Genomic DNA, 26,375 nt, shown 5'->3' with positions numbered 1-26,375 from the left:
CCCACTACGCTGCCACTTTGCGCACCCGGCGTCCAGGATTTGCCAGTTTGCCACCCAACAGGACTTCCTAAGTGCACTGTCGGCGGCAGACTGTCCGTTGAGGACTATCGATGGGTTGCGGCAGGTCGTCCGACCGCCGGCAGCGCCGCGCGCCGCCGGCGGTCGTCGCCGGTCAGCCCATGTGGGGGTACGTGTGGTCGGTCGGCGGCACGAAGGTCTCCTTGATCGTCCGCGGCGACAACCAACGGACCAGGTTCAACCAGGAGCCCGCCTTGTCGTTGGTGCCACTGGCCCGGGCACCACCGAAGGGCTGCTGCCCGACCACCGCGCCGGTCGGCTTGTCGTTGATGTAGAAGTTGCCGGCCGCGTACCGCATGCGCTCGGCGACCGCGTCCACCACCCGGCGGTCGTTGGCGAACACCGAGCCGGTCAACGCGTACGGGGCGATCGACTCGGCCTGCGCGACCACGTCGTCGAAGCGGGCGTCGTCGAACACGTGCACGCCCAGGATCGGCCCGAAGTACTCGGTGGTGAAGGTCTCGTGGGCGGCGTCGGAGCACTCGAACAGCGTCGGCCGGACGAAGTAGCCGACCGAGTCGTCCGCCGTGCCACCGGCCAGCACCCGGCAGGAGTCGTCACCGTTGATCAGATCCAGCGCCGCGGTGTGCCGGGCGAACGCCTTGTCGTCGATCACCGCGCCGCCGAAGTTGCCGAAGTCGGCCACGTCGCCGTAGGTCAACGAGTCGGTGGTGGCGGCCAACCGGTCGCGCAGCCCACCCTCCCAGATCGAGCGTGGCACGTACGCCCGCGAGGCCGCCGAGCACTTCTGACCCTGGTACTCGTACGCGCCGCGGATCAGAGCAGTGTGCAGGGCGTCCACGTCGGCGCTGGTGTGCGCGACCACGAAGTCCTTGCCGCCGGTCTCGCCGACGAGGCGCGGGTAGCCCCGGTAACGGGAGATGTTCTCGCCGACGGTCCGCCACAACTGTTGGAAGACCTTGGTGGAACCGGTGAAGTGGATGCCGGCCAGATCCGGGTCGGCCAGCACGACGTCGGAGACCTCCTCGCCTCGGCCGGTGACCATGTTGATCACGCCGGGCGGCAGGCCGGCGGCCTCGAACAGCCGCATCGTGAAGTGCGCGGCGAACTGCTGGGTCGGGCCCGGCTTCCAGACCACGGTGTTGCCCAGCAGAGCGGGCGCCGACGGCAGGTTGCCGGCGATGGCGGTGAAGTTGAACGGGGTGACCGCGTAGACGAAGCCCTCCAGCGGGCGGTGGTCGAAGCGGTTCCAGACGCCGGGCGAGGACGCCGGCTGCTCCTCGAGCAGGCGACGCGCGAAGTGCACGTTGAACCGGAGGAAGTCGATGAACTCACACGCCGAGTCGATCTCCGCCTGGATCGCGGTCTTCGACTGGCCCAGCATCGTGGCGGCGTTGAGGGTGTCGCGCCAGGGGCCGGCGAGCAGCTCGGCGGCGCGCAGGAAGATCGCGGCGCGCTCCTCGAAGGGCAGCGCCCGCCACATCGGAGCGGCCTCCTTGGCCGCCTTGATCGCGGCGCTGGCGTCGTCGTGGGTCGCGTGACCCGTCACGCCCAGCACGTGCGCGTGCTTGTGCGGCTGCACCACGTCGATCGAGTCACCGGCAGCCATCCGCTGCTCGCCACCGATGGTCATCGGCAGGTCGATGCGCTCGGCGGCGAGCTCGGTCAGCCGCCGCTGGAGCCGGTCCCGGTCGGGGCTGCCCGGCTCGTAGTTGCGAACCGGCTCGTTGCGCGGCTCGGGAACGGAGAACACGGCATCCATCAAGGCTCCTGGCGATCTCGACAGCAGTGGCGAAACCGGACCCGCAGGCACCGACCGGACGGTCGGACACCGGACGCTACCCGGGGGGCCGAGCAGCGGCGGGACCTCCCGTGATTCTCCCATGGAGAGCTGCGTGCCCCACCTCCGCCACCGCCTTCGGCCAAGGACCGGCGTACCCCTTCTCCCCTTACCGATCGGGCTCGATCCGGCGACCCGACCCCTGCGCCGGCCGTCCGCCCGGCGCGTACCCCCTTCCGGTCCTCCCGGGGCGGCGGGCGACCCAGCGGGCCCGCGTACCCTGAATGGTCGGTGACCTGCCGCCTCGAAGGGGAGACGATGACCAAGCAGCCCGGCCGCGTCCCAGCCGCGGAGTCGGACGACCCGGCTGCCGACGCCGCCAGCCCTCGCAGCGGGCCGCTGCCCGCGCCCGGCGCGGCGGTCCTCGCGCTCCTGGCGCTCGCCTGGCTGACCGCCATGCTCTGGTCCACGCGGGAGGCCATCACCTCGGCGGCGGCCGGGGTCACCGCGATCAGCCTCTCCGCGTTCGCCCTGCCCGGCGTGATCTCGGCCGCGCTGGTGGCCGGGGCGGCCGTCGCGCTGGCGGCGGCCAACCTGCTGTCCCGTCGGTACGGCGACTGGGCCACCCTGCGCTTCACCGGGGCGATCGGCGGCGGCATGCTCGTCGGTCTGGGCGCCGCGCTGGCGATCAACCTCACCTACTTCGACACCTCGACCACCAACGTGATCGCCGGCACCACGGCGGCCGCCGCGATCATCGGCGGTGCCGTGGCCGCTGCGCGGACCGCCCCGGCGGTCGGCGCGGTGGTGGCCGCCGCGCTGGGCACGCTCCTCTTCGTGGTCGCGTTCAGCCAGGCCCGGGACCCGCTGTTCGACCTCTTCGGGGCCGGCGACAGCCAAGAGTCAGTGGTCGACGCGGCCAAGTGGGTGTCCCGCACCGAGTCGCTCGTCGCCGGACTGCTCGCCGGACTGCTCGCCTACGGCTACCTGACCTGGTCGCGACGCCGAGCCCTCCGCCGCGACCCCGAGGCTCCGGCACTGCGCTGGCCGGCGTACCTGCTCGCCGGCGCCGGGCCAGGGTTGTTCCTGCTGCTCGCCGAGGTGATCATCCGGGTCGGTGGCCGATCGCTGCTCGATCTGGCCAGCGCGCTCAGCGAGGCGGACGCGGTGGCGCAGACGTCGCTGGGCACCTCACGGGTGGACAACGGCATCTGGGTGCTCTTCGTCGGGGCGCTGACCGCGCTCATCGCTTTCGGCCGCACGCTCGGCCCCTCGCACAGCGACGACGACGAACCGGTCGAGAGCCAGCGGCCCGTCACGGACTCGGTCGGCGCGGACCGGGTCACCGCCGAGACGGACGAGCCGGACCCGGCCGAGGCGTTCGACAGGCTCGACACGGACCCGGCCAAGGCCGACCCGGCCCGCTGACGTCGGTCGGCGTCCGGCTCCGCGCGGGTCGGGGTGGCACTTCCCGGCGCCCTTTCGCGGCGTCCGGCTCCGCCGGTTGCAGTCCCGGCGCACCGTTCGCGGCGTCCGGCTTGCCGCGGGCCGGTCGCACCTCAGGGCGCCGTTGCGGTCTCCGGCTCAGCTTGCCGCGCGCAGCAGCTGGTCCAGCTCCGTCACGTCGTACCACTCCAGCTCGTGGTCCTCAGCGCCGTCGACGGCGAACTGGGCATCGGGGTCGCCGGCTGCCGCCTCAGCCACAACGTCAGCCGCCGCGGTGACGTCCTCGACCGCGTCCGCTCCATCCACGTGGATGGCCGCGATGGCGCCGACCGGCACGGCGTCAGACAACGTCACAGTGCTGGAACCCAGCTCACCGTCGCCCCGCCCGACCGCGCCCGCCGGCAGGTCGGCCGAGACGACGACACGGCGACGGGGAGCGTTCGGGTCGGCCCGGAGCAGGTGCAGCGCGTCCTGGGCGGCCCGGGTGAACGCGACGTACTCCAACTCCTCCTCGTCGCCCTCGGCGTACCACTCGCGCAGCGCCGGGGTCACGGCATGCGCCTCGTCGGCGGCCAGGCCCTCGGCACGCAACCGGGTCAGCATCGGTACGGTCGCCGGCACGTACACCCGGACAAGCTCGTCGGTCACCGGTCGTCTCCCCGCTTCGTCCACCGCCGGCGGCCGCCGGCACGGGCGCAGATCATGCCGCACGCCGTGACCGTCATACACCCCGCCTCCGGCCGGTGGAAGTTTCCGGCCGGTGTGTCCTCGCGCGGTCCGACCTACCGCCGGGAGCCGGGTGCTGGGCGGCGAGGGCCATCGGTGGCAAACTGAGTCAAACGTCATCAACCCCGGGAGTTCCTGTGGAGCCGAGGTTCCTGCTGCTCTCCGACGTCGCCGCCGAGCTGAACGTGTCGGACTCGCAGGTCTACCACATGGTGCGCAGCGGCGAACTGCCCGCGATCAAGATCGGCGGACGCGGCCAGTGGCGCGTCGAGCGTGCGCGGCTGGAGGACTACATCGCGCGCAAATACCATGAAACCGCAGAATGGGTGCAAAGCAACCCGCTGATCGACCGCGACCCCGAGTAGCCGCACCCCGGTCCTGCCAGACGAGCAGCACGACGGCTGATCATTCCCGGCGCCTGGCCCAGCTCACCCTCCCCGCCTGCCCTTGCCTCCCGCCCCTCTCCCGCCCCCTCATCAGGCGTCCCGGCGCGGTCGGGCCGGCCAAATGGGACATATACCTCCAGTCGGAGTGCATTCCTCGGCTTCGCGGCCGTCACGACGTTTGATCCACTCCACTTCGCCGAAGTTGGGGTGTCCGGGTCGCAGGGATACCGCAACTTCGGCGAACTCGAGTGGATCACGCTTCGCCAGCCGGCCAACTCACTCTTGAGGCATTGACCGGGGCCGCTTCGTCGTCCAGTATTGGATTAGTCGAAGGCAAACGTAAGTAAACGCAAGATCAAGGGGGCATGATGAGCGAGGCGCGACCCGGCCCCTCCCGGCCACCCGTGCGGCTGCGCCCCGTCCCACCCGTCGATCCCCCGTACGCCGACGAGACCGACGGGTCGTACTGGCCGGCGCCCACCCACGGGCAGCTCGCCCTCGACCTGTTCGCCTCGACACGGCCGGACCCGGTCCGACCTCCCGAACGCCGGGCTGCCCTCCGCCCGGTGCCCACTCGGCCCGCAACGCACCCGGCCGCGTCGCTCCCCGGAGCGACCGCCCCAGAGTCCGCCCGAGCCGCGCACCGTTTCGTCGGCACCTGCCTGGAAGTGATCAACGGCTACCGGTCACCGGCACAGGTGCGCGCGTTGCTCGACCCACCCCGCGCGGCTGACCTGCTGGCCGAGTTGGCCCGTGCATCCGCGCGAACCGGGGCACCTCGCCGCCGGGCATCCCGACCGGCGGTCCGACTACTACGCCTCCGTGTTTGCGAGCCCCGGGAAACGGCCGTGGAAGCAGCAGCCGTCCTCACCGGCGCAGCCGGCCGGAGCTGGGCGATGGCACTCCGCCTGGAACATCGTCGGGGCCGCTGGCTCTGCACCGCCCTGCACGTCCTCTGACAAACGCGCCCGAGCCAAGGCCGGGCCGACCGGGGCAGGGCCAGCGTGGGCCAGACCCGACCATGGCCAAGCCCGTGCCGCCAGATCGCCCCACTTCAGGTCGAGCCGTGCCGGCCGGGCTCGATCGACTCGGGTTCCTGGAAGTCGGGCCATCAACCTGCCGACGACACCCCGACTTCCTGGAAACCGAGTTGATCATCGGGAGCGCGAGCCGCGAGCCGCGGACGGCGAGCTGCGGCGCCGCAGGCGGCGGACGGCGAGCCGCAGGCCGGAGGCGGCGGGCGGGGTCTGCAGGAGAAGGGCCGTGGACGACGAACGGGTCCCGGCCATCAGGCCGGGACCCGTTCGTCAGGTGCTGTTGGTCAGTTGCCGCCGTTGGGGGCACCGTGGCAGCGCTTGTACTTGCGGCCCGAGCCACACGGGCACGGCGCGTTGCGGGACGGACCGTTGCTCGCGTCCGCCTGGTTCGGCGCCGGGCGACGGGAGCCGGCCGTCGGGAGCGCCGGGCCACGGAGCCCGGACGCGGGCCGCTGCGGCGCGGACGGGGCGGTCCGCCCCGGTGCCGCCGGCGCATTCGGGGACGGTCGGCCCACACCGAGCGCCGGAGCCTGCTGCTCGGCCTGCTCGACGGCGACCGCGCCAGGGCTGGCCTCACCGTCGATGGTGGGGGCGGAGTATTGCAGGCCCTGCCGCCGCGGTGCCTGATTGAGGCCCTTGGCCCGAATCTCCACCGGCTTGTCGAGCAGGGTGACCTCGTCGGCCCCCTCCTCCGGCTCCGGCTCGGTCACCTGGACGTCGACGTTGTAGAGGAAGCCGACAGTCTCTTCCTTGATGCCGTCCATCATGGTGGCGAACATGTCGAAGCCCTCGCGCTGGTATTCGACCACCGGGTCGCGCTGGGCGTACGCCCGGAGGTTGATGCCCTCCTGGAGGTAGTCCATCTCGTAGAGGTGCTCGCGCCACTTCCGGTCGATGACCTGGAGCAGCACCATCCGCTCGAGCTGGCGCACACCCTCGGTGCCGACCTGCTCCTCGCGCCGGTCGTACGCGGCGTTCGCGTCCTCCTTGAGGCGGGCGACCAGGAAGTCGGCGTCCATGCCGGCCCGCGAGCCGCCGGCCTCCTCCTCCAGCTCCTCGATCGTCACGCCGACCGGGTAGAGCTGCTTCAGGCTGGACCAGAGCTGCTCGAGGTCCCAGTCTTCGCCGTAGCCCTCGGAGGTGGCACCCCGCACGTACGCCTCGACGGTGTCGTCGATCATGTTGCGGACCTGTTCGGAGAGGTCTTCGCCGTTGAGCACCCGGAGTCGCTCGGCGTAGACGACCTGGCGCTGCTTGTTGAGCACCTCGTCGTACTTGAGGACGTTCTTGCGGATCTCTGCGTTCTGGCCCTCGATCTGGGCCTGGGCGCTCTTGATCTGCCGGGTGACCATCTTCGACTCGATGGGCACGTCCTCCGGGATGTTGAAGCGCTCCATCACCGCCTCGACCGCACCAGCCCGGAAGCGTCGCATCAGCTCGTCCTGGAGGGACAGGTAGAAGCGGGACTCGCCCGGGTCGCCCTGCCGGCCGGCACGACCGCGCAGCTGGTTGTCGATCCGGCGGGACTCGTGCCGCTCGGTGCCCAGCACGTAGAGACCACCGGCGGCGGAGACCTCGTCAGCCTCGGCGTCGCAGGCCTGCTTCCACGTGGGAAGGACCTCCTCCATCGCCTTGGCGTACTCTTCCTCGTTTTCCAACGGGTCGAGGCCGCGCTGGCGCAGCTCGTTCGCGGCGAGGAACTCGGCGTTGCCGCCGAGGAGGATGTCGGTGCCACGGCCGGCCATGTTGGTGGCGACGGTGACGGCGCCCTTACGCCCGGCCTGGGCGACGATCTCGGCCTCCCGGGCGTGGAACTTGGCGTTCAGCACGTTGTGCGGGATGCCACGCCGGCGCAGCAACTGGGAGAGGATCTCGGAGTTTTCCACCGAGACGGTGCCGACCAGCACCGGCTGGCCCAGCTGGTGCCGCTCGGCGATGTCCTCGATGACGGCGTTGAACTTGGCCTTTTCCGTCTTGTAGATGACGTCCGGCCGGTCTTCGCGAACCATCGGGCGGTGGGTCGGGATCGTCACGACGCCGACCTTGTAGACCTTGTTGAACTCACTCGCCTCGGTCTGCGCCGTACCGGTCATCCCGGACAGCTTCTCGTAGAGGCGGAAGTAGTTCTGGAGGGTGATCGTGGCCAGGGTCTGGTTCTCCTGCTTGATCTCCACCCCCTCCTTGGCCTCGATCGCCTGGTGCATGCCCTCGTTGTAGCGACGGCCGTGCAGGATGCGACCGGTGAACTCGTCGACGATCAGGACCTCACCGTCGCTGACGATGTAGTCCTTGTCGCGCTTGTAGAGCTCCTTGGCCTTGATGGCGTTGTTGAGGTAGCCGACCAGCGGGGTGTTGACCGACTCGTACAGGTTGTCGATGCCGAGCCGGTCCTCGACCTTGGCGACACCCCGCTCGGTCACGGCGATGGTGCGCTTGGAGTGGTCGACCTCGTAGTCGCCCTCGCCGTCGGTGCCGGGCTGGAGCCGGGCCACCACGCCGGCGAACTCGCCGTACCAGCGGGCCGAGTGCTCGGCCGGGCCGGAGATGATCAGCGGGGTGCGGGCCTCGTCGATCAGGATGGAGTCGACCTCGTCGACCACGGCGAAGTTGTGGCCGCGCTGGACCAGCTCGTCCTTCGACCAGGCCATGTTGTCGCGCAGGTAGTCGAAGCCGAACTCGTTGTTGGTGCCGTAGGTGATGTCGCACTCGTAGGCGGCCTTGTGCTCGCTGGCCGGCCGGTTGGGCAGCACCACGCCGACGGTCAGCCCGAGGAACTCGTGCACCCGACCCATCCACGCCGCGTCGCGCTGGGCGAGGTAGTCGTTGACCGTGATCACGTGCACGCCCTTGCCGGACAGCGCGTTGAGGTAGACGGCCATGACCGAGGTCAGCGTCTTGCCCTCACCGGTCTTCATCTCGGCGATGTTGCCGAAGTGCAGCGCCGCGCCGCCCATCACCTGGACGTCGTACGGGCGCTGGCCGAGCACTCTGGCGGCCGCCTCGCGGGCCACCGCGAACGCCTCCGGCAGCAGGTCGTCGAGGGTCTCACCCTCGTCGAGCCGCTCCCGGAACTGTTCGGTCATGCCGGCCAGTTCCTCGTCGGTGAGGTTGATGTAGTCGTCCTCGATCGAGCTGACGGCATTGGCGATCGCCTTGAGGCGGCGCACCATGCGGCCCTCGCCCGCGTTAAGGACCTTTTCCAGAATCGACACGGATCAACGCTCCCCTAGACAGTCTCGAACCATCGTAGGCGCTCCATCGGCCCGATGGTCACTGGTGGCGGTGCTCGACCCCGCCGAACCCGACAAAACTCGCGCCCTGCGCACGCTCCAAACGTTATCCGGTTACGCCGTCGGCGAACGCTACGGCAGGATGCACGGGTGGAGCCCGTGGAGATCATCGAGGACGGCGTGCTGTTGCGACCCTGGCGGGAGGCGGACGCCGAGGCCGTGCACCGAGCCTGCCAGGACCCGGACATTCAGCGCTGGACGACCGTGCCGCGCCCGTACCGACCGGAACACGCTCACGGTTTCGTGACCGAGATCAGCGGGCGGGCCTGGGCGGAGGGCACCGGGGCGCCGTTCGCGGTTTGCGACCCTTCGACAGGTGATCTGCTCGGCTCCTGCGGCTTGATCTCCATCGACCCGGCCGGCACCGGTGAGATCGGTTACTGGACTGCGCCCTGGGCGCGCGGTCGAGGGGTGATGGTCCGGGCCACCCGGGCGGTGGCTCGCTGGTCCTTCAACAGCCTGGGGCTGCGCCGGCTGATCTGGCAGGCCGAGGTGGGCAACCACGCGTCCCGGCTGGTCGCGCTGCGGGCCGGCTTCCGGGTCGAGGGGCGGCTGCGGATGAGTGACCCGGCGCTGCACGGTGGCGCGGACGGCTGGATCGGCTCGCTGCTGCCCGGTGAGGTGCCCGCCCCCGGGTCGACCGGGCCGGCCGGTCCGGGCACCCTGGCCGCCCGGCGGGCCGCCGTCTTCGGCCGCCCGCAGCCCGTCCTGTTCGCCACTGCCGCAGCCGGCGAGCTGCGGCTGCGGCCCATGGAGGAGCAGGACCTGGACGCCGTGGTCCAGACCTCCCGGGACCCGGAGACCATCCGCTGGACGACAGTGCCGGACCCGTACGAGCGCACCGACGCGCAGGGCTACCAGGCCTACGGCCGGGACGCCTGGGCTCGGGGCGACGCCGCCTGCTTCGTGGTCGCCGACCCCGACGACAGGTACGCGGGCACCCTAGACCTGCGGCTCTCCCCGGCCGACCCGCTGCTTGCCGACGTCGGCTTCGTGACCGCCCCGGAGGCCCGTGGCCGCGGATACCTGCCGGCCGCGCTGGTCGCCCTCAGCGCCTGGGGCTTCAGCACCTTGGGCCTGGCTCGGATCGAGTGGAGAGCGAACGTGGGCAACACCTCCTCCCGTAGGGCGGCGGAGAAGGCGGGTTTCACCGTCGAGGGGACCGCCCGGGCCGGGGTGCAGCACCGGGGCGAGCGGGTCGACGTGTGGGTGGGCGCACTGCTCGCCAAGGACCTGACGTGAGCCTCGAGCAGGTCGTCGAGGCGCACGGGGTGCGGCTGCGGCCGTTCCGCGCCGAGGACGTCCCCGACGTGGTCGACGGCTTGGCCGATCCGGTCAGCCAACGGTTCATGACAGGCCTGCCGTCGCCGTACACCGAGGTCGACGCCCGTTGGTGGATCGACGCGGGTGCCCCGGCGGCCTGGACCGGCGGCGGCGCGGCGTACGCCGTCGCGGACCCGGCCACGGACCGCCTGCTCGGCACCGTGGGCCTGTCGAACCCGGTGCCCGCGCGGGGGCAGGCCGAGATCGGCTACTGGGTGCGGGCCGCGGCGCGCGGACGAGGCGTGGCCACGGCGGCGACCCGTGCGCTCGCCGAGCACGCGTTCGCCTCCGGGACGGCTCGGCTGGAGTTGCTCACCGACGCGGAGAACGGCCCGAGCCAGCGGGTCGCGCTGGCCGCCGGGTTTCGCTACGAGGGTTCGCGCCGGTCCGCTGGTAGCGCCCGCGACGGGGGTCGGCACGATCTGCTGGCCTGGGTACGCCTCGCCGGCGATCCTCCCGGCCCGGCCGCCCGACTGCTGCCGGACCTGCCCGACGGGGTGCTCACCGATCAGGTGGTGGCGCTGCGGCGACTCGCGCCGGGCGACGCGGAGCTGATGCACCGGCTGCACAGTCGACCCGAGGTGGTGGCGAACCAGGCGCCGCCCGTGCCGCCGACGCGGGAGGCGATCGAGCGGCGCTGCCGTCTCGCGGAGAGCGGATGGCTGACCGGCGAGATCGCCCGACTGCTGATCACCGACGTGTCCAGCGGGAAGCCGGTGGGCAGTTGCGGGCTGTCGTACACCGATGTGGCCGGCGGCGAGGCTTCGGTGGGCTACGCGCTGTTGCCCGACTGGCGCGGCCGGGGGTACGCGACGCGGGCCGTCCGACTGCTCGCGGCCTGGGCGTTCGGCGCGGCCGGCATCGCTCGGCTGGCCGCCGGTACGGTGCCGGACAACATCGCGTCGCACCGGGTGCTGGAGCGGGTCGGGTTCCACAGTGAGGGCCTGCAGCGTGGCCGCCTGCCGGGCCTGGCCGGCACCCGTCTGGACGATCTGACGTTCGCGCTGCTCCCCACCGATCTGCGCTGAGACCGGATCAGGGAGTTGCGGCGGGACGCCCCACCACAACTCCCTGATCGACGCGGTCAGGGGCCGGTCAGGTGGCGAGGGAGATGATGCCGTAGTCGTAGGCGTGTCGCCGGTAGACGACGCTGGGGCGGCCGGACTCCTTGTCCTGGAACAGGTAGAAGTCGTGCCCGACCAGTTCCATCTCGAACAGCGCGTCGTCGATCGTCATCGGCTCCGCCGGGTGCACCTTCTCCCGGGCGATGTGCCACGGCTGCTGGTCGTCGTACTCCTCCTCGACCCGTTCCGCGACGGCGGTGCCGGCGCGGGCACCGTCGGCCGGCGCGCTCAGCGCGGGGGCCACCAGGTCCGCGACGGGCAGGCCCGCGGTGGCCTCGGCGACGGAGATCGGCGCGTGCCGACCTCGGTGTACGCGGCGACGGTCGGCCGCGCGACGCAGCCGGGTGTCGAGCTTGGCGATGGCCGCGTCGAGCGCGCTGTAGAAGTCGTTCGTGCAGGCCTCGGCCCGGATGACCGGGCCCCGGGAAACGCAGGTGATCTCCACCCGCTGGCAGTGGTCGGCCTGGCGCGGATTGCGCTCGTGAAACAGCTCGACATCGACACGAATAAGCTTGTGGTCGTAGCGTTCGATCTTTGCGAGTTTCTCGGCTACGTGCACCCGGTAATGGTCCGGCACTTCGACGTTTCGGCCCTTGACCACGATGTCCACGTGACCTCCCTTGTTCGGACGGTCTTCGATCCGGTTAGCCCGGTCGCGCGCCGTGGGGAGACCCGCTGGCGTCGACCGGTTGGTACGGCTACGCCTCCTCTCACCGCCAGGGGCGGGTGGAAAGACCTCCTACCCCCGACAGCGAAACGCTAACTCCTGTTTGCTCGACAGTCACCCCATGTTGCCGAGAGAGCCCAGGATTTTTCGCAGCTCGTACACCAATGGGTGAAACGGAAACACGATCGGTTACGAGTGGTGTCTTTTCTCGGTCGCCGCGAGCACCGCGGCCACACTGGGTGCCCACCCGGTGGCGGTCAGCACCCGGGCTGCGGCGGCCAGGGTGACGCCGGTGGTGACGATGTCGTCGAGCAGCACCACGACCGGCGCCCCGCTCACAGCTCGGCCCCGGCCCGACGCGGTGGAGCGCGGCCGGAACGCCGCTTCGGCCGCCGCCGCCCGCCCGGTGCTGTCCAGGGTGACCGAGTCGGGTCGGGGCAGCGCGCGCAGCGGACGGTGCACCCGCACCGCCCAGCCGCTACGGGTGAGACGGGCAGCGCAGTGCCGGGCAAGCCGGTCCAGGTGGTCCCCGTACCGGGATCGGGCCGCTGCCGCCGTGTCCGGGACCGGGACCAGCGCCAGCGGCCTGGCCTCGCCGACCGCCGCCGCGACGACCTCCGCGAGCAGCGCGCCGAGGGGACGGGCCAGCCCGTGCCGGCCGTGTTCCTTGTACGCCAGCAGCGCCTCGCGCAGCGGGCCGGCGTACGAGCCGAGCGCGACACAGGGCGGCAGGCCGGGCGGGGCGGGTGTGGGTCGGACCGACAGCGGACGCAGCGCCTCCAGCGCGGTGACGCAGGCCGGGCAGACCCCGTGCCGCAGGCCGGGCCGCCGCTCCCGACAGCCCGCGCAGGTGGTGGGCAGAACCAGGTCGGCGAGGTCCGCCCAGAGCCCGCTCACCGTGTCAGTAGAGGAAGAACGGCGCCGACGGGTTGCTCGGGCGGACACCGGCCGGCACCGGGGCGATGTCCCGCACCCGCTCGGGCTCGATCCGCTCGAACGGGCTGCTGCGGTAGGCCACCCCGTTCGCCTCGTACATGTAGGCCCCGCTGGGTGCCCGCACGGTCCGGTTGGTCGGGTACGCCGTCAGGTGGTTGACCTTGGCCCCCACGTCGGTCCGCAGCGGTGTCTCCAGGGCGCCGTCGACGCTGATCTCGTAGATCGCCTGCTGGCCCGCCGACCCAGCCACCACCAGCCGGTCCTCCCGGCCCCAGTCGACCGCCGTGAGACCGGTCAGCGAGGTGGCCAGTTGCCGGGGCGGCCCGATCGAGACCCCGCCGCCGTCGAGGTTGACCGCGGCGACGTAGAGCCGCCCGCCCGCGATCAGCGCGACGCGCTGGCCGTCCAGCGCGGCGGCCACCGCCGTGACGTTGCCGGAGGGCAGGTTGAGGGGCACCTGGTACATGCGGGCCGCCTCGTCGAACCGGTAGAGCTGCCCGTCGGCCACCACCAGGCCGCGACCGGCCCGGGTGTCGGCGGTACGCAGCCAGACCGGGCGGCTCATCGAGGTGTGCTCCGTGTCGCTGCGGCTGACGACGGTGACCGGCGCGGCACCCGTACCGACCGACAGACGGTACCGGCCGTTGCTGCTGCCGGTGGTGATCATCGCGGCGAGGATCCGCCGGTCCTTGGCCACGGCCAGGTCGGCGGAGACGATGTTGCGGTTGGCCTCGGGTGCCAGCGGCACCGTCCCGCTGAGTTCGCCCTGGAAGTCGAGCGGGTGGATGGCGCCCTCGTACACGCCGAACCGCTGCGGGCTGTCGGCGTTCGGGTAGAGCTGCTGGGCGATTCGTCGTTCATCCAGGTCCTGCACGGGCTGCGAGTTGTTGCGGATCTTCAACTCCAGCTCGCCGGTCAGGTCACCGAGCGACCAGGCGAGTTGGGTGATCAGCTGGTCGATCCCGTTCCGGTCGTCACCGGACATGTCGAGGTTGACCTCCCACCGGCTGTCCGCGCCGGTGGCGTTGTTGATCAGCTCGGTGCGGTCGGGCAGCCCGACGACACCCGGGCGCAACCAGTCGGAAGGGCCACCGACCAGCCACTTCACCACCTCGTTGACCCGGCGTTCGCTGGGCACGGCCAGCGGCCGGTAGCGCTGGTCCGGCACCAGGCGGCTGCGGTCGGAACTCCAGAAGTAGATCGTCTCGTCCTGGTAGTACTGCTTGAGAGCGACGTCGCTGAGCAGCAGCACGTTCGGCGGGTCGACGACGTAGAGGCCGGCACGCTCGTCGTTGGCGCCGCCGTCGAGCGCCGCGCTCCGAAGCCGGAACTCGTACTCCGTCTCGGTGGCGACGGGTGGGGCCAGGACGCCGTTGGCCCGCAGCACACCGATCTGCTGCACGGTGATCTTCACGGTGGTGGTGGAGTCGCTGTTCAGCGTGTAAACCGCCTCGCGCAGCCGGACCACGTTCAGCGCGACCTCGCTGCCCTTCTTGTCCTGCAGGCGGGACTTGGACTCCGGGGCGACGAACGCCTTGACCCGCTCGTAGGCCCGGTCCGGCTCACCCGCGGCGGCGGACAGGAAGTTGCGCACGAACATCTCGTTGTCGCTGCCGCTGGACGTCCGCTTCGGCGGCTCGCCGCTGCGCAGGTCGACGACGCCGGCCCCGGTCGCGGCACCGCCCTTGCCGTCCACCCGCACGTCGGAGCCGGCCGGGATGCCACAGCCGGCACCCAGCAGCACCACCACACCGAGTGCTCCGAGCAGAGACTGTCGTTTCACGAGCGCACCTCCGCCCGCTGCTCGTCAGTCTGAGCCGGACCGCCGGCCGGCTCCCCACCCGGGCCGCCAGCCGACTCCCCACCCGGGACGCCCGCCGACGTTTCGCCGCTGCCGGGGCCGATCGCCAGGGCACCACCGGTGCCGGGGCCGATGGCCAGCGGGCCACCGTCGCGGGGGCCGCCGAAGGGCAGCGCGGCGTCGGCCGGCACCAGTCGCAGCGGCGAGGTGGTCAGCCGGTCACCGGCGCGGGCCGGCAGGGTGAGCCGGAACTGCGCGCCCTGCCCGGGAGCACCCCACGCCTCCAGCCAGCCACCGTGCAGCCGGGCGTCCTCCAGGCTGATCGACAGGCCCAGACCGGTGCCACCGGTCTGCCGGGCCCGGGACGGGTCCGCCCGCCAGAACCGGTTGAACACCAACTTCTCCTCGCCCACCTTGAGCCCCACCCCACGGTCGCGGACGGTGATCGCCACGGCGGTCTCGTCGACCCCGAGGGTGATCAGCACCGGACGGGCCTCGCCGTGCTCGACCGCGTTGCCGACCAGGTTGCGCAGGACCCGCTCGACCCGGCGCGGGTCGACCTCGGCGATCACCGGTGCGCTCGGCAGGTCGAGCTCGATCGGGACACCCACCCGCTCGGCCAGACCAGCCAGCCGGTCGACCACCCGGTGCACCACCGGCACCAGGTCGGTCGGCTCGGAATCCAACATGGCGAAGCCCGCGTCGAACCGACTGATCTCCAACAGGTCGGTGAGCAACTCCTCGAACCGGTCCAACTCGGCCTGGAGCAGCTCGGCGCTGCGGGCCACCGCCGGGTCGAACTCGTCGCGCTCGGCGAAGATCAGGTCAGCGGCCATCCGGACCGTGGTCAGCGGCGTACGCAGCTCGTGCGACACGTCGGAGGTGAAGCGGCGCTGCAACCGGGACATCTCCTCCAGGCGCAGGATCTGCCGTTGCAGGTTGGTGGCCATCTGGTTGAACGAGGCGGCCAGCAGGGCGAGGTCGTCCTCGCCGTTGACCACCATCCGCTGGTCGAGCAGGCCGGCGGAGAGCCGCTGGGCGGTCCGCGCGGCGACCCGGACCGGGTTGACCACCAAGCGGGTGACCAGCGCCGCGAGCAACCCGAGAAGGATCACCAGGGCGACCCCGGTGGCCACCACCGTGGCCCGGGCGTCGGCGGCGGTGACGTCCTGCCGGGTCAACGGCACCAGGTAGTAGATCTCGATCTGGCCGAAGCGGGTGGGCACCGGTGAGCCGTACACCAGATATTTGGTCGTCTCACCGGTGAGCCGCCCGGTGCGGATCTGGCTGGCCACCTTGCCGTCGGCGATCGCGGCCCGCAGCTCCGGGCTGATCAACGGTCGGACGTTCGCGGCGGGCGCGGTGCGCGTCTGGATCTGGTCGGGGTAGCCGTTCGCCGTGATCGCCACCACCACCCCGCTGGTCTGCTGCGGGTCGCCACCGGCGAGGTAGTTGACAGTGTCGTCGATGGTCTCCTGGAGCTGCGCCTCCTGCGGCTGGCCGTAGAGCGAGACCTGCTTGGTGGCGTAGCTGGCGCCGCTGGTCACCCGTTGCCGGACGTCGCTGCGGGCGTTGTCGAGCAGGATGGTGGTGATCTTGTCAGCGATCAGGAACGCGAAACCGCCGACCAGCAGGCTGGACGCGACGAGCGTGATGGTGACGACCCGGACCTGTAGCGAGCGGCGCCAGGTCTGGTGCACCCGGGCCACCAACCGGGCGACCCGGCCGCTCACCGCACGCCAGACCTCCCCGCCGGCGCTGGGCCGGCGGGCAGCCGTGCTCGGGGAGGGTGTGGGCGGCGAGGTCGACACAGTGCGACCAGGCTATCCGGTCCCCGCCTTGTAGCCCACGCCCCGCACGGTGAGGATGATTTCCGGCCGCTCCGGGTCCGGTTCGATCTTGGCCCGCAGCCGTTGCACGTGAACGTTGACCAGCCGGGTGTCGGCAGCGTGCCGGTAACCCCAGACCTGCTCCAGCAGCACCTCACGGGTGAAGACCTGCCGGGGCTTGCGGGCGAGCGCGACCAGCAGGTCGAACTCCAGCGGCGTGAGCTTCACCTCCTCGTCGTTGCGACTGACGGTGTGCGCCGGCACGTCGATGGAGATCTGGTTGTCGGGCGGCCCGATGGTCAACATCTCCGGGGCCACGTCCTCGCCTCGGCGCAGGCGGGCCCGCATCCGGGCGACCAGCTCCTTGGGCTTGAACGGCTTGACCACGTAGTCGTCGGCACCGGACTCCAGGCCGAGCACGACGTCCACGGTGTCGCTCTTGGCGGTGAGCATGACGATCGGCACGCCGGATTCACCCCGGATCGACCGGGCCACGTCAATACCGCTCATTCCGGGCAGCATCAGGTCAAGCAGCACGATATCGGGACGACTGTCACGAAATGCGGCCAACGCCCGCTCGCCGTCCGCCACGAACGAGGGCAGGAAACCCTCACTACGCAGCACGATGCCGAGCATCTCGGCGAGCGCGGGGTCGTCGTCGACCACCAGTACGCGGGCTCTCATGGGATTAATATTGCATCCTCATTCAGTTCGGTGGGACCGGCGTCTGCCTGGCTGTCACATGATCCCCCTTTGACGCCGCCCGGCGCCACCGCAGCCCCGGCCGTTTCCGCTGTCGCCAACCGGACGGCGGTCACCCGAAGAGTGCCCGCCCCCAGTGGTCCCCGCCGTCACGTACCCCGGGAGGGCAGGCGAACACCCCGCTGGAGACGTGCCGCAGATATTCGTTCATCACGTCGTGCCGCGCCAACTGGGTCTGGATCGGCACGAACTGGCGACGCGGATCGCGCTGGTAGGCGATGAAGAAGAGACCCGCGTCGAGCCGTCCGAGACCGTCGGAGCCGTCGACGAAGTTGTAGCCGCGCCGGAGCAACTGGGCGCCGCCGTTCCGGCTCGGATGGGCCAACGTGACGTGGGCGTGCTCGGCGATCACCGGCTTGCCGTCCGCGCCGCGCGCCGCGAAGTCCGGTTCGTCGAACTCGTCGGTCTGGCCGAGCGGAGCACCGCTGCCCTTGCTCCGCCCGACGATCTCCTCCTGCTCGGCCAGCGAGGTACGGTCCCAGGTCTCCACCAGCATCCGGATCTTGCGGGTGACCAGGTACGAGCCTCCGGCCATCCAGTCCGGCCCGTCGCCCGGCTGCACCCACAACTGGTCGCGTAGCAGGTCGGTGTCCTCGGCCTTGAGGTTGGCCGTTCCGTCCTTGAAGCCGAACAGGTTGCGCGCGGTGGCCTGCTCCCGGGAGGTCGACGAGGTACGGCCGAAGCCGAGCTGCGACCAGCGGACGCTGACCACTCCCATGCCGAGCCGGGCCAGGTTACGGATCGCGTGCACGGCCACCTGCGGATCGTTGGCGCAGGCCTGCACGCAGAGGTCGCCCCCGGAGAGCTGTGGCTGCAACGCGTCGCCCGGGAACTTCGGCAGCTCGGCGAGGGCTGCGGGCCGCCGGTCGGCGATGCCGAAGCGGTCCCGACCGTCGGCGTCGCGGAACAGCGTCGGCCCGAAGCCGATGGTCAGGGTGAGCTGCGAGGGAGGCAGACCGAGCGCCTCACCGGTGTCGTCCGGTGGGGCCTCCGGCATCCCTCCGACCGCGCCGAGAACCCCGGCGTCCTGGCCCGCTGTCATCCGGGCGGCGGCGGCCGTCCACTCTTCGAGCAGCTCGACCAGCCGGGCCCGGTCCTTGGTGATCACGTCGAAGGCGACGAAGTGCAGCCGGTCCTGTGCCGGGGTGACGATGCCGGCCTGGTGCTCGCCGTGGAACGGCACCGCCCCGGCCGGGTGGTCGCTCGCCGCGGCCGGGCCGTGGGAGCCGTTCACCATCGCCCCCACGCCGACCGCCGCACCGGCGACCCCGGCCACCCCGGCGCCGGCGAGCGTGATCGCCCGCCGCCGGGTCAACCCGCTCCCGCTCATCTGTCCCCCTGAGGTCCGGTCACTTCGCGACGGCCGCGGCGACCTTGCTGATCGGCTCGGCGAGGGCGTTGATCCCGTCGGAGAGCTCCTTGAGCTCGGGCTTGCTCAACGCGGTGTGCAGCTTCCACCCGTCGCCGTCGCGGTGCTTGCCGAGCAGCGCCTCCACGTTGGCGAACTCGGTGTCGAGCTGCGTGACCAGCTCCGGCGAGCGCTGTTGCAACGCGGGACGGAGGGCGGAGACGGCGGCCTTGGAGCCTTCGAGGTTGGCGGCGAAGTCCCACAGGTCGGTGTGCGAGTAGCGGTCCTCCTCGCCGGTGATCTTGCCGCTGGCCACCTCGTCGAGCAGTTCCTTGGCACCGTTGGCGAGCTGGAGCGGCGAGAGCTTCTCGGCGTTGGCCTTGGCCACGATCTCCTTCACGTCGACCAGCAGCCGGTCGGCGATCGGGCCGTCCTTGCTGATGTCGCCGGACTCCCAGAGGTCCTTCTCGATCCGGTGGAAGCCGGTGAACTCCATCCCCTCCTCGATGACCTCCTCGCGGCCATCGATCTTGGGGTCGAGGTCGCCGAAGATCTCGGCCACCGGCTCGATCCGCTCCCAGTAGGTGCGGGCGACCGGGTAGAGCGCCTTGGACTTCGCGACGTCACCGGCCTTGACCGCGCCGACGAACTCCTCGGTCTTGGCGAGAAGCGCGGTGGTCTGGCTCTTGACGTAGCGCTGGTAGTTGGCGGTGGCGTCACCCAACGCGGCGTCGGCGGTGAGCGGCTGGGCGGACCCGCTGACCTTGAGCGCCCCCCGGATGCCCTTGCCGCTCATCCCCGGCTTGCAGGCCGTCTGGTACGTCCCGGCCGGCAGCTCGACGTGCAGCTCACGGCTGAGCCCGGGGGCGATGTTCTCCACCTCGCCCATCACCCGGTCGCCGTCGGCGTACACGTAGAACTCGGTCACCTTGGCGCCCGAATTGGTGATCTTGAAGGTGGCGGTGCCGGCGCCCAGGTCGGTCGTGCCGACCTCGCAGGCGGTGTCGCTGGCCTTGACCACGATCGCACTACCGGCCGCGGCCGGGTCGCCCTTGTCGGAGTCGGAACACGCGGCCAGACCGGCCGTCGCCAGCACACCGGCGGCGGCCAGCGCGAAGAACTGGGTGGTACGCATCTGAGCTGTCTCTCCTCGTGGGGTCAGGCCCGCGGCGACGTGGACGCCGCCTCGGCCTCAGCCTCGGTGCCGGACCCGGCCCCGCGCTCGGTGACGGTGGTGGTGGTCGCGGCGGGTGCCGGCTTACGCCGGGCCGGTCGCAGGAAGAGCAGGAGGACCGGTACGGCGTACGCGACCCAGGCGATCGTCTCCAGCACCGTGGGGGCGGGAGTCACGTTGAACATGCCGGCGAGCAGGTGGGCGTACCAGGTGGTCGGGTCGAGCACGCTGGTGATGTCGAAGGCCAGGTCGTTCAGGCCGGGCAGGACACCGGCCTCCTGGAAGTCGTGGACGCCGTACTTGAGGATGCCGGCGGCGACCAGGATCAGCAGGGCGCCGGTCCAGGTGAAGAACGTGCCGAGGTTGATGCGTACGGCGCTGGCGTAGAGCAGCACGCCGAGGACCACGGCGGTGACGACGCCGCCGATCAACGCGAGCAGCGGGCCACTGTCGCCGGCGGCTCCCTGGGCGGCCGAGTAGAAGATCAACGCCGTCTCCAGCCCTTCGCGGACCACCGCGAGGAACGCCATGCCGGCGACCGCCAGGGACCCGACGGCCAGCGCGTCGGTGAGCTTGCCTCGCAGCTCGCCCGCGATGGTCCGGGCGGCCCGGCGCATCCAGAAGATCATCCAGGTGACGAAGACCACGGCGGCGACGGAGGTGATCGCCTCGAACAGCTCGCGGTCCTCGGAACGGGCCAGCAGCGAGGTCGACGTGTACTCGATCAGCCAGCCGAAGAGCACCGAGAGCGCCACGGCCAGGCCGACGCCCGCCCAGACCTGGGGCAACCGGTCCCGGCGCTGCGACTTCACCAGGAAGGCGACGAGGATGCTGACCACCAGGGTGGCCTCCAGGCCTTCCCGCAGGCCGATCAGGTAGGTGGCGAACATCCGGGCTCCGAGTGATTAGGCACGCCTCAACTAACTTAGGGCAGGCATACCTTCCTCCCGCTCACGGCTCGCGTCAAGTCGTTCGCGACAAGCTCACTCGCCCCGTGACCAGGCTCTTCGACCTCCGGGAGCCAGATCGCCCCCAGCGGGCTGTGGGAGGATCCCGTCGTGAAGGGATTCCTGCCGTGGCTGACGGTGCTGGCCGTGGTGCTGCTGCTCAGCGCGCTGCGCATGCGGGCGCTCGCCACCATCGTGTCGGTCGGGTGGCTGGTCTGGTGCGTCTGGACGTGGTTCCGCCCCACCCGGCGCGACCCCCGCTCCGGCTGAGCCGGCGGCGGATACGACGAACCGGGCCGGCTGCGAACAGCCGACCCGGTCGAAGAACCGTCGATCAGTAGCGGTAGTGATCCGGCTTGAACGGACCCTCCGTGGAGACGCCCAGGTAGGCGGCCTGCTCCTTGGTCAGCGTGCTCAGCTTGGCGCCGAGCGCGCCCAGGTGCAGCCGGGCCACCTTCTCGTCCAGGTGCTTGGGCAGCACGTAAACGCCGATCGGGTAGTCCTCGGTCTTGGTGAACAGCTCGATCTGGGCGATCGTCTGGTTGGCGAACGAGTTCGACATCACGAAGCTCGGGTGGCCGGTGGCGTTGCCCAGGTTCAGCAGGCGACCCTCGGAGAGCACGATGATGGCGTGACCGTCGGCGAAGCGCCACAGGTCGACCTGCGGCTTGATGTTGATCCGCTCCACGTCGGAACGCTTGGCCAGACCGGCCATGTCGATCTCGTTGTCGAAGTGGCCGATGTTGCCGACGATGGCCTGGTGCTTCATCCGGGCCATGTGCTCGTTGGTGATGACGTCGAAGCAGCCGGTGGCGGTGATGAAGATGTCCGCCTGCTCGACAACGTCGTCCAGAGTGGCGACCTGGTAACCGTCCATCGCGGCCTGCAACGCGCAGATCGGGTCGACCTCGGTCACCACGACCCGGGCGCCCTGACCGCGCAGCGACTCGGCACAGCCCTTGCCCACGTCGCCGTAGCCCATCACCACGGCCATCTTGCCGCCGATCAGCACGTCGGTGGCCCGGTTGATGCCGTCGATCAGCGAGTGCCGGCAGCCGTACTTGTTGTCGAACTTGCTCTTGGTCACCGAGTCGTTGACGTTGATGGCCGGGAAGAGCAGGGTGCCCGCCCGGTGCATCTCGTAGAGCCGGTGCACACCGGTGGTGGTCTCCTCGGTCACGCCCTTGATGCCGGTGGAGATCCGGGTCCAACGCTGGCCGTCCTCGGCGAGCGAGCGGTGCAGCAGCTCGAGAATGACGGCGTACTCCTCGGAGTCGGCCGACTCGACCGGCGGGACCGCCCCGGCCTTCTCGAACTCGGCGCCCTTGTGCACCAGCAGGGTGGCGTCACCGCCGTCGTCGAGGATCATGTTCGGGCCCTGCCCGTCCGGCCAGGCGAGCACCTGCTCGGTGCACCACCAGTACTCCGGGAGGGTCTCGCCCTTCCACGCGTACACCGGGACGCCGGCCGGAGCCTCGGGCGTGCCGTCCGGGCCGACGACGATCGCCGCGGCGGCGTGGTCCTGGGTGGAGAAGATGTTGCACGACGCCCAGCGCACCTGAGCACCGAGCGCGACGAGCGTCTCGATCAGGACGGCGGTCTGGATGGTCATGTGCAGCGAGCCGGTGATCCGCGCGCCGGCGAGCGGCTGCGCCTCGGCGAACTCGCGGCGAATCGCCATCAGGCCGGGCATCTCGTGCTCGGCGAGCTGGATTTCCTTACGCCCGAACTCCGCGAGCGACAGATCCGCCACCTTGAAGTCGCCGTCGGCGAGCGTGCTCGGCCGGGCCTCGGACGGCGTACCGCTGGCGGCCGCCGGGAGGGTGCTGGTCATGAAAGCTCCTGTCGAACGATGTCTGCGCCGACCCTCCACCTTACGCGCGTTGGCGGCGGGCATCCGGGGGACCGGCCGCGGACAGCGCACGGGGCGGTCGGTGGTGGACGGATCAAGCCGCCCACGTCCCGCCCGCCCCGTGCATCCCCCCGGTTTGGTTCCCCCGCACGTTCTCGGACCGTCGTCGCGATAACGCTGCGTACTCATAGAGTCACACTCAGCCAGGGGCGCGTCAAGCTATTCCGGGAAAGTCGGACTTGTGTCGTGGCCTTGCGTCGTCAGCTCAGCCCCGACGTCGCCACGTACGCATCCCCGACGCCGCTGATCCGCAGCGGCTCGCCGGCCGCCGTGCCGATCGCTGCCTGGCCGGACACGAGCGTGACCGCCCCGGCGCCATCGTCCACCGTGATCGAACCGCCACCACAGAGCACCACACGAGGGCCGGGCAGCGGCAACGTGACGGTGGGCACCGCCGCGTCGACGCGTACGTGGTGCAGCGCGAAGTCGTCCACCGGCACGGGCCACCAGGCCACACCCGGGCCCACCGGCTGCGCGGCGCGTACCGGATCGTCGAGCACCTCGAAGCGCAGCACCCGCAGCAACTCGTCGACGTCCACCCGCTTCGGGGTCAGACCACCGCGCAACACGTTGTCGCTGGCCGCCATGATCTCCACACCACAGCCGCTCAGGTAGGCGTGCAGGTTGCCGGCCGGCATCCAGATCCCCTCCCCCGGCACCAGACGTACGTGGTGCAACAGCAGCGCCACCAGCGCGCCCGGGTCCGCCGGGTACGCCTTGGCCAACCGGTGCACCAGCTCCGCGTCCGGTCCGTCGGCCGGTGAGGCCAGCACGGAACCCAACAACGCGGCGCGCTCGGCGACCGGCCAGCCGAGCAGCGTCCGCACCGCCGTCCGCAGCCCCGCCGGCCCGGTACGCAACGCGGCGACCACCGGCGACAACTCCGGTACGCCGAACGCGGCGAGCGCCTCGGCCGACTCCGTCGGATCCCGGAAACCGCACAGCGCCTCGAACGGGGTGAGCGCGACCAGCAACTCCGGCTTGTGGTGCGGGTCGGAGTAGTTGCGTTCCCCCTCGGGGCGCCCCTCCTCCGCCGCAAAGCCGGCCCGGGCCTGTTCGGCGTCCGGGTGTGCCTGCAGACTCAACGGCGCGTCGGCCGCGAGGACCTTGAGCAGGAACGGCAACCGGCTGCCGAACCGCTCGGACACCCGCTGGCCGAGCCACTGCCCCGGCTCGTCCCGCACCAGGTCACAGAGGCTCACCCGCAGGCCGGCACGGGCCACGCTGGCCGGGGCGCCCGGGTGGGCGCCCAACCACAGCTCGGCCTCCGGCCCCTCGCTGGGTACCGGCCGCCCCTGAAGAAGCGCGATGGCGGAACGGGAACCCCAGGCGTAGTCGCGGATCGGTCCGTACAGCGGCTCCACGTGTCAGCCCCCGGCCCGCCCTGTCGCCTCACCGGACGCACCGCCGGCCTGCGGCACAGCGGTGTCGGCGGCAGCGCCGGTGCCGGCCTTGGCCGCAGCGACGCTGTAGACGTCCGGCTCCAGGTAGATCACCCGGGCGATCGGCACCGCCGCGCGGATCCGCGCCTCGACGGCGTTGATGCCGCGCGCCAGGTCGTGGGCGCTCTCCCACTCCGGCACGGCGATCTTGGCAGCCACCATCAGCTCTTCCGGCCCCAGGTAGAGCGTCTTCATGTGGATGATCTGCTCCACCTCGGGGCCGTCGGTGACGGCTCGCTCGATGGCGGCCAGCTCGGACGCCTCGGCGCCCTCACCGAGCAGCAGGCTCTTCGTCTCGATGGCCAGCACGACGGCGATCACGACCAGCAGGATGCCGATCATCGCGGTGCCCGCGGCGTCCCACTCACCGTTTCCGGTGATCAGCGTCATCGTGACACCGAAGAGCGCGAACACCAGACCGACCAGCGCGCCGAAGTCCTCCAGCAGCACCACCGGCAGCTCCGGCGCCTTGGCCCGGCGGATGAAGCGCACCCAGGACTGGTTGCCCCGGGTGTGGTTGGACTCCTTGATGGCGGTCCGGAAGGAGAACGACTCCAGGACGATCGCCACCACCAGCACCACGACGGGCAGCCAGTGCCAGGACTTGATGCCGTGCGGGTCCTGCCACTTGTGATACGCCTCGTACAGGGCGAACAGGCCACCGATGCTGAACAGCACGATGGACACGATGAACGCGTAGATGTAGCGCTCCCGGCCGTACCCGAACGGGTGCTCCGGGGTGGCCGCCCGCTTCGCCCGCTTACCGCCGAGCAGCAGCAGGCCCTGGTTGCCGGAGTCGGCGACCGAGTGGACCGCCTCGGCCAACATCGACGACGAGCCGGAGAGCAGGAACGCAATGAACTTGGTGACGGCGATGCCGACGTTGGCCAGGAGGGCGGCGACAATCGCCTTCGTCCCACCGTTGGCGCTCACGCCACCGCTCCGCTTCGCCGCACGAAGCCGACCGGTCCGCGCATGACGCGCCGCCCCCTACGTCCGCTCACTGGTTCGACAGCTCCTTCATCTCGGTGATGGCCGGAACGGCCATCGGGTCCAACCCGTGTGCCAGAGCAAGGTAGATCGAGGCGAAATCCGGGACCGCGATCAGCGAGGCCAACCGCTCCAGCGCGGAGCCACCCTCGGCGGTCACCACGTCGCACCGCACACCGCGACGCTCGGCGAGGGTCTGCACCGCGTCCGCGCGGCGCTCCTCGACGGCGAAGGGTTCGTCGGTGTCGTCCTCGGCGTTGAGCCCGCCGTCACGCAGCAGCACCAACCGCAGCCGGGTGCCCTCGCCGTCGTCGTCGGTCGGGTCGGCGAAGATGTCGCGCTCCCCCTCGGCCAGGCCGCCGAAGACGCCGTCGAGCAGGCCGACCCGGCCCCGACCGGCCTCACCCAGCGCTCCGGTGACCACCGGGTAGCGGGCGTTGGCGGACAGGGTGTCGCCAAACCGGCGGGCGGCCACCGTCGCCAGCGGGGACGAACCCCAGACGATCGGGATCGAACCGGCCAGCCCCAGGGCCAGCGACTTGGCCGGGTTGACGAACGACTCCGCGGCGGACCGACAGCGGTCGGCGTCCGCGTCGAGCCGGGCCGCGGTCTCCGCCAGGTCCGCCTCGTTGACCTTCACGAGCCCGAGGGAACGGGCGGCGAGCAGGACCGGCACGGTGAGCGCCCAGAGGCTGGCTCGCGCTGGCGCACGCCGGGGTACCGGAATGAACGGCGCCCGGGCCTGCTCGGCGATCGACTGCAACTGCGAGTCGGGAGCGCCCACGGCGACCAGTCGGGCACCGCGTCGGTGCGCGGCCTCCGCCGCGCCGAGCGCCTCCGGGCTGCGGCCCGACGCGCTCACCGCGATCACCACGTCGGCCGCGCCCACCCAGCCAGGCACGCCCGCGCTGCGGTGCCCGATGATCGGGACCGGGCAGCGGGGCCCGGCGACAGTGGCCAGCACATCCCCGGTACGCCCCGCCGTGCCGATGCCGGCGATGACCACGGCTCGGGGCCGCCCGTCGTCGGCGAGGACCGACAGGTTCGCCTCGGCGGCCAGGGCGGCGCTCTCCCGGACCTGCGCACCGGCCGACGCCGTGTGCCGGAGCATGCCACCCGGGTCGTGCTCGGCCAGCGCGTCCGGGTTGTCGAGCAGGGCCTCGTCGGCGTCGCGACGTCCGCTGACCCCGGCCGTACCGTCGATCATGAGGGCTGCCCCCCACTGCCGCCGCGCGCCTCGTCGAGCAGCAGCACCGGCACGTCGTCACGGACCTCGAAGATCCGGCCGCACTCCGTGCAGGTCAACGTCTGCGCCTCGGCATCGTAGGTGAGCGGGGCGTGGTGCGTGTCCGGACAGGCAAGAATCTCGAGCAACTGCGGATCCAGGGCCATGGCACGGCTCCTTCCACGTGTGCG

The 26,375-nt window shown here is 71.2% G+C and carries 22 protein-coding genes; 6 read left to right on the top strand and 16 right to left on the bottom strand.

Annotated elements, in window-relative coordinates; genetic code table 11:
- Nucleotides 1–172: 172 nt before the first annotated feature.
- Nucleotides 173–1,801 carry an L-glutamate gamma-semialdehyde dehydrogenase gene (pruA, locus tag FHU34_RS32590; protein ID WP_145786430.1) on the bottom strand — a complete coding sequence of 543 codons (1,629 nt, stop codon included), beginning with the start codon at nucleotides 1,799–1,801 and terminating at the stop codon, nucleotides 173–175.
- A 336-nt stretch (nucleotides 1,802–2,137) separates the two neighbouring features.
- Here pruA and FHU34_RS32585 point away from each other — a divergent pair, with 336 nt between their 5' ends.
- Nucleotides 2,138–3,247, top strand: coding sequence for a hypothetical protein (locus tag FHU34_RS32585; RefSeq protein ID WP_145786429.1), 1,110 nt, complete (start codon nucleotides 2,138–2,140; stop codon nucleotides 3,245–3,247).
- A 156-nt stretch (nucleotides 3,248–3,403) separates the two neighbouring features.
- On the opposite strand, the gene FHU34_RS32580 is transcribed toward FHU34_RS32585, so the two are convergent.
- The gene (locus FHU34_RS32580; RefSeq protein ID WP_145786428.1) at nucleotides 3,404–3,913 is read right to left on the bottom strand and encodes a DUF6912 family protein; all 510 of its coding nucleotides are present in this window, start codon (nucleotides 3,911–3,913) and stop codon (nucleotides 3,404–3,406) included.
- Between the two features lie 215 nt (nucleotides 3,914–4,128).
- On the opposite strand from FHU34_RS32580, the gene FHU34_RS32575 reads away from it, so the two are divergent.
- The gene (locus FHU34_RS32575) at nucleotides 4,129–4,356 is read left to right on the top strand and encodes a helix-turn-helix domain-containing protein (RefSeq protein WP_088986222.1); all 228 of its coding nucleotides are present in this window, start codon (nucleotides 4,129–4,131) and stop codon (nucleotides 4,354–4,356) included.
- A gap of 386 nt (nucleotides 4,357–4,742) precedes the next feature.
- Nucleotides 4,743–5,336, top strand: a complete 594-nt coding sequence (locus tag FHU34_RS32570; protein WP_145786427.1) for an Rv3235 family protein — start codon at nucleotides 4,743–4,745, stop codon at nucleotides 5,334–5,336.
- A 362-nt stretch (nucleotides 5,337–5,698) separates the two neighbouring features.
- Here FHU34_RS32570 and secA read toward each other — a convergent pair whose 3' ends face one another.
- Entirely contained in the window at nucleotides 5,699–8,626 is a 2,928-nt protein-coding gene (gene secA, locus FHU34_RS32565; RefSeq protein WP_145786426.1) for a preprotein translocase subunit SecA, read from the bottom strand.
- Between the two features lie 168 nt (nucleotides 8,627–8,794).
- On the opposite strand from secA, the gene FHU34_RS32560 reads away from it, so the two are divergent.
- Both FHU34_RS32560 and FHU34_RS32555 read left to right on the top strand, forming a co-directional pair.
- Nucleotides 8,795–9,946 carry a GNAT family N-acetyltransferase gene (locus tag FHU34_RS32560; RefSeq protein ID WP_145786425.1) on the top strand — a complete coding sequence of 384 codons (1,152 nt, stop codon included), beginning with the start codon at nucleotides 8,795–8,797 and terminating at the stop codon, nucleotides 9,944–9,946.
- Nucleotides 9,943–11,055: a GNAT family N-acetyltransferase gene (locus FHU34_RS32555; protein WP_145786424.1), complete on the top strand. Its 1,113-nt coding sequence runs from the start codon at nucleotides 9,943–9,945 to the stop codon at nucleotides 11,053–11,055. Before FHU34_RS32560 ends, FHU34_RS32555 begins: the two co-directional genes overlap by 4 nt.
- A gap of 67 nt (nucleotides 11,056–11,122) precedes the next feature.
- On the opposite strand, the gene hpf is transcribed toward FHU34_RS32555, so the two are convergent.
- From hpf to efeU, 8 genes are all read right to left on the bottom strand, one after another.
- A complete protein-coding gene (gene hpf, locus FHU34_RS32550) occupies nucleotides 11,123–11,761 on the bottom strand; it encodes a ribosome hibernation-promoting factor, HPF/YfiA family (protein WP_145786423.1) in 639 nt (212 codons plus the stop codon).
- Between the two features lie 246 nt (nucleotides 11,762–12,007).
- Nucleotides 12,008–12,715 carry a ComF family protein gene (locus tag FHU34_RS32545; RefSeq protein ID WP_145786422.1) on the bottom strand — a complete coding sequence of 236 codons (708 nt, stop codon included), beginning with the start codon at nucleotides 12,713–12,715 and terminating at the stop codon, nucleotides 12,008–12,010.
- Between the two features lie 4 nt (nucleotides 12,716–12,719).
- Complete coding sequence (locus FHU34_RS32540; RefSeq protein WP_145786421.1) at nucleotides 12,720–14,537, bottom strand: LpqB family beta-propeller domain-containing protein; 1,818 nt, start codon at nucleotides 14,535–14,537, stop codon at nucleotides 12,720–12,722.
- Entirely contained in the window at nucleotides 14,534–16,366 is a 1,833-nt protein-coding gene (gene mtrB, locus FHU34_RS32535; protein ID WP_244312073.1) for an MtrAB system histidine kinase MtrB, read from the bottom strand. Before mtrB ends, FHU34_RS32540 begins: the two co-directional genes overlap by 4 nt.
- A 12-nt stretch (nucleotides 16,367–16,378) precedes the next feature.
- Nucleotides 16,379–17,068, bottom strand: coding sequence for an MtrAB system response regulator MtrA (gene mtrA / locus FHU34_RS32530; RefSeq protein WP_088986230.1), 690 nt, complete (start codon nucleotides 17,066–17,068; stop codon nucleotides 16,379–16,381).
- Nucleotides 17,069–17,198: 130 nt separating this feature from the next.
- Nucleotides 17,199–18,476: an iron uptake transporter deferrochelatase/peroxidase subunit gene (gene efeB, locus FHU34_RS32525; protein ID WP_145786420.1), complete on the bottom strand. Its 1,278-nt coding sequence runs from the start codon at nucleotides 18,474–18,476 to the stop codon at nucleotides 17,199–17,201.
- Nucleotides 18,477–18,495: 19 nt separating this feature from the next.
- The gene (efeO, locus tag FHU34_RS32520; protein WP_145786419.1) at nucleotides 18,496–19,629 is read right to left on the bottom strand and encodes an iron uptake system protein EfeO; all 1,134 of its coding nucleotides are present in this window, start codon (nucleotides 19,627–19,629) and stop codon (nucleotides 18,496–18,498) included.
- A 23-nt stretch (nucleotides 19,630–19,652) separates the two neighbouring features.
- Nucleotides 19,653–20,558, bottom strand: coding sequence for an iron uptake transporter permease EfeU (gene efeU, locus FHU34_RS32515; protein ID WP_145786418.1), 906 nt, complete (start codon nucleotides 20,556–20,558; stop codon nucleotides 19,653–19,655).
- A 168-nt stretch (nucleotides 20,559–20,726) separates the two neighbouring features.
- Between efeU and FHU34_RS33185 the strand changes: the two genes are divergently transcribed.
- Nucleotides 20,727–20,885 carry a hypothetical protein gene (locus FHU34_RS33185; protein ID WP_167524990.1) on the top strand — a complete coding sequence of 53 codons (159 nt, stop codon included), beginning with the start codon at nucleotides 20,727–20,729 and terminating at the stop codon, nucleotides 20,883–20,885.
- Nucleotides 20,886–20,949: 64 nt separating this feature from the next.
- Here the strand turns inward: FHU34_RS33185 and ahcY are convergent, their stop codons facing one another.
- The 5 genes from ahcY to FHU34_RS32490 form a co-directional block, all read right to left on the bottom strand.
- Complete coding sequence (ahcY, locus tag FHU34_RS32510; protein ID WP_145786417.1) at nucleotides 20,950–22,449, bottom strand: adenosylhomocysteinase; 1,500 nt, start codon at nucleotides 22,447–22,449, stop codon at nucleotides 20,950–20,952.
- Nucleotides 22,450–22,727: 278 nt separating this feature from the next.
- The gene (gene manA, locus FHU34_RS32505; protein WP_145786416.1) at nucleotides 22,728–23,891 is read right to left on the bottom strand and encodes a mannose-6-phosphate isomerase, class I; all 1,164 of its coding nucleotides are present in this window, start codon (nucleotides 23,889–23,891) and stop codon (nucleotides 22,728–22,730) included.
- A 3-nt stretch (nucleotides 23,892–23,894) separates the two neighbouring features.
- On the bottom strand, nucleotides 23,895–24,902 hold the full coding sequence (locus FHU34_RS32500) for a cation diffusion facilitator family transporter (protein ID WP_145786415.1): 1,008 nt from the start codon (nucleotides 24,900–24,902) through the stop codon (nucleotides 23,895–23,897).
- A gap of 67 nt (nucleotides 24,903–24,969) precedes the next feature.
- Nucleotides 24,970–26,166: an SIS domain-containing protein gene (locus FHU34_RS32495; RefSeq protein ID WP_145786414.1), complete on the bottom strand. Its 1,197-nt coding sequence runs from the start codon at nucleotides 26,164–26,166 to the stop codon at nucleotides 24,970–24,972.
- Complete coding sequence (locus FHU34_RS32490) at nucleotides 26,163–26,351, bottom strand: Trm112 family protein (RefSeq protein ID WP_145786413.1); 189 nt, start codon at nucleotides 26,349–26,351, stop codon at nucleotides 26,163–26,165. The genes FHU34_RS32495 and FHU34_RS32490 overlap by 4 nt, the downstream gene beginning before the upstream one ends.
- Between the last annotated feature and the right edge of the window lie 24 nt (nucleotides 26,352–26,375).

Source organism: Micromonospora taraxaci (genome assembly GCF_007830095.1).
GTDB classification, from domain to species: domain Bacteria; phylum Actinomycetota; class Actinomycetes; order Mycobacteriales; family Micromonosporaceae; genus Micromonospora; species Micromonospora taraxaci.
The sequence above is the reverse complement of the archived record's forward strand: the minus strand, read 5'-3'. Positions and strand labels throughout refer to the sequence as shown.

What these genes read in the sequence shown, in the direction of transcription:
- FHU34_RS32490 (WP_145786413.1), bottom strand. Translation starts at nt 26,351, where the DNA reads ATGGCCCTGGATCCGCAGTTGCTCGAGATTCTTGCCTGTCCGGACACG.
- efeO (WP_145786419.1), bottom strand. Translation starts at nt 19,629, where the DNA reads ATGCGTACCACCCAGTTCTTCGCGCTGGCCGCCGCCGGTGTGCTGGCG.
- ahcY (WP_145786417.1), bottom strand. Translation starts at nt 22,449, where the DNA reads ATGACCAGCACCCTCCCGGCGGCCGCCAGCGGTACGCCGTCCGAGGCC.
- efeB (WP_145786420.1), bottom strand. Translation starts at nt 18,476, where the DNA reads ATGAGCGGGAGCGGGTTGACCCGGCGGCGGGCGATCACGCTCGCCGGC.
- efeU (WP_145786418.1), bottom strand. Translation starts at nt 20,558, where the DNA reads ATGTTCGCCACCTACCTGATCGGCCTGCGGGAAGGCCTGGAGGCCACC.
- FHU34_RS32585 (WP_145786429.1), top strand. Translation starts at nt 2,138, where the DNA reads ATGACCAAGCAGCCCGGCCGCGTCCCAGCCGCGGAGTCGGACGACCCG.
- pruA (WP_145786430.1), bottom strand. Translation starts at nt 1,801, where the DNA reads ATGGATGCCGTGTTCTCCGTTCCCGAGCCGCGCAACGAGCCGGTTCGC.
- FHU34_RS32495 (WP_145786414.1), bottom strand. Translation starts at nt 26,166, where the DNA reads ATGATCGACGGTACGGCCGGGGTCAGCGGACGTCGCGACGCCGACGAG.
- mtrA (WP_088986230.1), bottom strand. Translation starts at nt 17,068, where the DNA reads ATGAGAGCCCGCGTACTGGTGGTCGACGACGACCCCGCGCTCGCCGAG.
- FHU34_RS32570 (WP_145786427.1), top strand. Translation starts at nt 4,743, where the DNA reads ATGATGAGCGAGGCGCGACCCGGCCCCTCCCGGCCACCCGTGCGGCTG.